Source organism: Streptomyces odontotermitis (genome assembly GCF_050510915.1).
Classification (GTDB): domain Bacteria; phylum Actinomycetota; class Actinomycetes; order Streptomycetales; family Streptomycetaceae; genus Streptomyces.
In genome coordinates this window covers 1-5,705 of record NZ_JBNJLS010000045.1, presented here as the reverse complement: position 1 = coordinate 5,705, position 5,705 = coordinate 1, and the positions used below count along the sequence as shown (strand labels likewise).

2 protein-coding genes are annotated in these 5,705 nt (G+C 74.9%); both read left to right on the top strand.

Annotation, left to right across the window (positions count from 1 at the left end):
• Positions 1–1,569, top strand: a 1,569-nt coding sequence (locus tag ACQB60_RS45635; RefSeq protein ID WP_496932023.1) for a condensation domain-containing protein, incomplete at its 5' end; no start/stop codon positions are given.
• A partial coding sequence (locus tag ACQB60_RS45630; protein WP_496932022.1) for an amino acid adenylation domain-containing protein occupies positions 1,566–5,705 on the top strand: 4,140 nt, incomplete at its 3' end. The genes ACQB60_RS45635 and ACQB60_RS45630, both read left to right, overlap by 4 nt.

Below are 5,705 nucleotides of genomic sequence, written 5' to 3'. Positions count from 1 at the left end.
GAGCCCAGACAGGTCTTCGACCACAAGACGGTCGCCGCCCTCGCGGCCGTGGCCGGGGCCGTCGAGGCGGCGCCCGTCCTCGCCGCGGGCAGCGGGGTCGGCCGGGTGCCCGCGACGCCGATCGTGCGGTGGCTGCGCGACCGCGGCGGCCCCATCGACCGCTTCCACCAGTCGATGCTCGTGCACACCCCGGCCGGGCTCACCGAGGACCAGTTGATCCTCGCCGTGCAGGCCCTCCTCGACCACCACGACGCGCTCCGGGCCCGTCTGGTCCGCGCCGACGGCTGGGCCCTCGACGTGCCCGAGCCGGGCGCGGTCGCGGCCCGCGACGTGGTGCGGCGGATCGACGCGAGCGGCATCGGCAGCGAGCGGCTGCGCGCCGTCGTCGAGGACGAGACCGACGTCGCCGCGGGCTGGCTGTCGCCGGACGACGGGCTGATGCTCCAGGCGGTCTGGTTCGACGCCGGGCCCGGCGCCGCGGGGCGGCTGCTGCTCGTCATCCACCACCTGGTCGTCGACGGGGTGTCCTGGCGCATCCTCGTACCGGATCTGGCCGCCGCCTGCGAGGCCCTCGCCAAGGGCGGGGAGCCGGACCCGGCCCCGGTGCCGACGCCGCTGCGGGTCTGGGCCCGCGAGCTGACCGCCGCAGCGCCCGGACGCATGGACGAACTGCTGCTGTGGCAGCGGCAGTTGACCGGTGACGACCCCGTCGTCGGCGGGCGCAGGCTCGACCTCGGCCGGGACACGTTCGCCACCGAGCGCGCCGTCGAGCGCACCCTGCCCGCCGAGCGCACCGCACCGCTGCTCGGCGAGGTGCCCGCCGCGTTCCACGCCGGCGTCAACGACGTGCTGCTCACCGCGTTCGCGTTCGCCGTCGCCGACTGGCGGGCCCGGCGCGCCAAGGGCAGCGGCCCCACGGTCCTGGTGGACCTGGAGGGGCACGGCCGCGAGAACGTCGTGGCCGGTGTCGACCTGTCCCGCACCGTCGGCTGGTTCACCAGCCTCTACCCGGTGCGGCTCGACCCGGGCCCCGCCTCACGGGCCGACTTCTGGGCCGGCGGGCCCGCCGTCGGCGAGGCGCTCAAGCGCATCAAGGAGCAGCTGCGCGCCCTGCCGGACAGCGGCATCGGCTACGGGATGCTGCGCCACCTGGCGCCCGGCGACCCGCTGCCCGCCGCGCCGCCCCCGCAGCTCGGCTTCAACTACCTGGGCCGCTTCCCGGCCGCCGCCCGCCCCGAAGAGCCCTGGACCGCGGCCCCCGAGGCCCCGGCGCTCGGCGGCGGCAGCGACCCCGGGATGCCGCTCACCCACGAACTGGAGCTCAACGCCCTCACCCAGGACCACCCCGAGGGGCCGCGCCTGGTGGCGACCTGGACCTACGCGGACGACCTGTTCACCGGGGCCGAGGTCGCCGACCTCGCCGACACCTGGTTCCGCGCCCTGACCGTCCTCGCCGACCACGCACGCGCCCCCGAGTCCGGCGGGCACACGCCCTCCGACCTGACCCTTGTCTCTCTGTCCCAGGCCGAGATCGACCTGCTGGAAGCCGACTGGAGAACTTCTCAATGACGAAGCCGGGACTCGCCGACGTACTGCCGCTGTCACCCCTGCAGGAGGGGCTGCTCTTCCACGCGCTGTACGACGAGCACGCAGCCGACATCTACACCGTGCAGCTCATCTTCGACCTGGACGGGCCGCTGGACCCGGCCGCGCTGCGGGCCGCCGCCAACGGCCTGCTGCGCCGCCACCCGAACCTGCGCGCCGCGTTCCGCTACGAGGGGCTCAGCCGCACCGTGCAGATCGTGCCGCACGAGGTGGAACTCCCTTGGCGCGAAACGGACTTGGGACATCTGGCCGCCGACCCCGAGCGGCAGCGGGCCGAGCTGGACGAGCTGCTCGCCGCCGACCGGGCCGAGCGGTTCGACCTGACCAGGCCGCCGCTGCTGCGCGGCGGCCTGTACCGCCTCGGCGAGGGCCGCCACCGCCTGGTCCTCACCAAGCACCACATCCTGATGGACGGCTGGTCCATGCCGGTCCTGGTGCGCGAGCTGTTCCAGCTGTACGCCACCCGCGGCGACGACGGCGCGCTGCCGCGCGTCACGCCCTACCGCCAGTACCTGGCCTGGCTCGACGGGCAGGACAAGGCCGCCGCCGAGACCGCCTGGGCCAAGGCACTCGACGGGCTCGGCGAGCCCAGCCTGCTCACCCCCGCCGACGCCCCGCCCCCCACCACGGTGCCCCGGCACCTCACCGTCGCCCTCACCGAGGAGCTCACCACCCGCCTCACCGACCAGGCGCGCGAGCACGGGCTGACCCTCAACACCGTGCTCCAGGGCGCCTGGGCGCTGCTGCTCGCCAAGCTGACCGGCCGCGACGACATCGTCTTCGGCGCGACCGTGTCCGGGCGACCACCGGAGATCCCCGGCATCGAGACCATGGTGGGCCTCTTCATCAACACCCTGCCGGTGCGCCTCGAACTCCCCGCCGCCGAGCCGCTCACCGACGCCTTCCAGCGGCTCCAGGCCCGGCAGGCGTCCCTCATGGCCCACCAGCACCTGGGCCTCACCGAGGTGCAGCGCATCGCCGGGCACAGCCCGCTCTTCGACACCATCGCGGTCTTCGAGAACTACCCGCTCGACATGGCCCAACTCCAGCCCGACAGCGGCGACCTGACGCTGACCGGCCTTGACGCCACCGACGCCACGCACTACGCGCTCGGCGTCATCGCGAGCGTCGTCGACGGCCGCCTCACCATGCGCCTCGATCACCGCCCCGACCTCTTCGACACCGCCGCGGTGCGCCGCGTCGGCGACCGCCTCGTGCGGATCTTCGAGGCGTTCGCCGACGACCCGGCCCGCCCCGCAGGGCGCGTCGACGTCCTCGGCCCCGAGGAGCTGCACCGCGTCGTCGAGGAGTGGAACGGCCACGGAGCCGGCTCCGCAGCCGCCCCCGCCCCCGTCGAACCCGCCCCCGTCGAACCCGCCACGATCCCCGCCCTGTTCGCCGCACAGGCCGCCCGCACCCCCGACGCGACCGCCGTCAGCTGCGCCGGCGAGCACCTCACCTACGCCGAACTCGACGCCCGCGCCAACCAGTTGGCGCACCTCCTGGCCCGGCACGGCGCCGGACCCGAACGGTTCGTGGCGCTCGCCCTGCCCCGCTGCGCCGACCTCGTGGTGGCCGTGCTCGCCACCCTCAAGTCCGGCGCCGCCTATGTGCCGCTCGACCCCGACTACCCGGTGGACCGGCTCGCGTACATGCTGGACGACGCCCGCCCCGCGCTGCTGCTCACCCGCTCCGGCGCGGGTGTGCCCGAGGGGCTCGACCTGGGCGCGGACACCGAGTGCCTGGTGCTCGACGAGCACGCCACGCAGGACGCCCTCGCCGCCGAGCCGACCACGCCGCCCGCCGTCGCGCTCCAGCCGCACCACCCCGCGTACGTCATCTACACCTCCGGTTCGACGGGCCGCCCCAAGGGCGTGGTCGTCCCGCACCAGAACGTGGTGCGGCTCTTCGGCACCACCGACCACTGGTTCCACTTCGGGCCCGACGACGTGTGGACGCTCTTCCACTCCTACGCCTTCGACTTCTCGGTGTGGGAGCTGTGGGGGCCGCTGCTGCACGGCGGCCGCCTCGTCGTCGTCCCGCACGCCGTCAGCCGCTCCCCGGAGGAGTTCCTGAGGCTGCTCGCCGAGGAGCGCGTGACGGTCCTCAACCAGACCCCGTCGGCCTTCTACCAGCTCACCCAGGCCGACCGCGAACACCCGGAGATCGGCGACCGACTCACCCTCAAGTACGTGGTGTTCGGCGGTGAGGCGCTCGACCTGTGGCGGCTCGCCGACTGGTACGCCCGCCACGACGACCACGCGCCCGTCCTCGTCAACATGTACGGCATCACCGAGACCACGGTGCACGTCAGCCATCTCGCCCTGGACGCGCCGAGCGCCGCCGCGGGACCCGGCAGCATGATCGGCGGGGCCATTCCCGACCTGCGGATCTACGTCCTCGACGGCGGCCTCCGCCCCGCCGCGCCGGGCGTCGCAGGGGAGATGTACGTCGCCGGGGCCGGCCTCGCCCGCGGCTATCTGGGCCGCCCGGAGCTGACCGCGGGCCGCTTCGTCGCCGACCCGTTCGGCCCGCCCGGCACCCGCATGTACCGCACCGGCGACGTCGCCCGCTGGACCGAGGACGGCGGCCTGGAGTTCGTCGGCCGCGCCGACGACCAGGTGAAGATCCGCGGCTTCCGCATCGAGCTCGGCGAGATCGAGGCCGTCCTCGCCGCCCACCCGGCCGTCGCCCAGGTCGCCGTCGTGGTCCGCGAGGACCGGCCCGGCGACAAGCGGCTCGTCGCCTACCTCGTGCCGGCCGCCGGACACACCCCGGCCGAGGCCGCCCAGGCCCGCGCCCACGCCGTCCGCGACCTGCCCGGCTACATGGTCCCGGCCGCCTTCGTGCCCCTCGACGCGCTGCCGCTGACCCCCAACGGCAAGCTCAACCGCAAGGCGCTGCCCGCCCCCGACCTCGGCGGCGGCGAGCAGGGCCGGGCGCCCCGCACGCCGCGCGAGGAGATCCTGTGCGGCCTGTTCGCCGAAGTCCTCGGCCTCGACGAGGTGTTCGCCGACGGCCACTTCTTCGAGCTCGGCGGCCACTCGCTGCTCGCCACCCGCCTGGTCTCCCGGGTCCGTGCCGCGCTCGGCGTGGAGCTGGCCATCCGCACCCTGTTCGAGGCGCCCACCGTCAGCGCGCTCGCCGAGCGCGTCGACGAGGCCGCCGCGGCCCGCCCGCCGCTGCTGCCCGCCGTCCGCCCCGACCGGGTCCCCCTGTCGTACGCGCAGCGCCGCCTCTGGTTCCTCGACCGGCTCGACGGCCCCGGCGCCACCTACAACATCCCGCTCGCCCTGCGCCTGCACGGCACCCTCGACGTGGCGGCGCTGCGCGCGGCCCTCGGGGACGTGGTGGCCCGGCACGAGAGCCTGCGCACCCTCTTCCCGGAGGCGGCGGGCGTCCCGTACCAGCAGCTCCTCGACCCGGCCGACGCCCGGCCGGAGCTGCGCGTGGAGGAGATCTCCGAGCTCGACCTGGACGCGGCGCTCGCGGCCTCCGCGGCCCGCGGCTTCGACCTGGCCGCCGAACTCCCGCTCCGCGCGGAGCTGTTCGTGCTCGGTGCCCGTGAACAGGTGCTGCTCCTGACCGTGCACCACATCGCCTCCGACGGCTGGTCCATGACCCCGCTCGGCCGCGACCTCGCCGCCGCCTACAAGGCGCGCAGGAAGGGCGGCGCCCCCGCGTGGCCGCCGCTGCCGGTGCAGTACGCGGACTACGCGCTGTGGCAGCGCGACCTGCTCGGCGCGGAGGACGACGAAGGCAGCCTGATCAGTGGCCAGTTGGAGTTCTGGAAGTCCGCGCTCGCGGGTGCCCCGGACCTCCTGGAGCTGCCCACCGACCGGCCGCGCCCCGCCGTCTCCAGCCACCGCGGCGGCATGCTCACCTTCGCTGTCGACCCCGGACTCCACCGCGGTCTGACGTCCCTGGCCCGCGCCAACAACGCCACGCTCTTCATGGTGTTGCAGGCGGGTCTGGCGACGCTGCTCTCGCGTCTGGGTGCGGGTGACGACATTCCGCTGGGCGGCGCGGTGGCGGGTCGCCAGGACGAGGCGCTGGACGATCTGGTCGGGTTCTTCGTGAACACGCTGGTGCTGCGGACG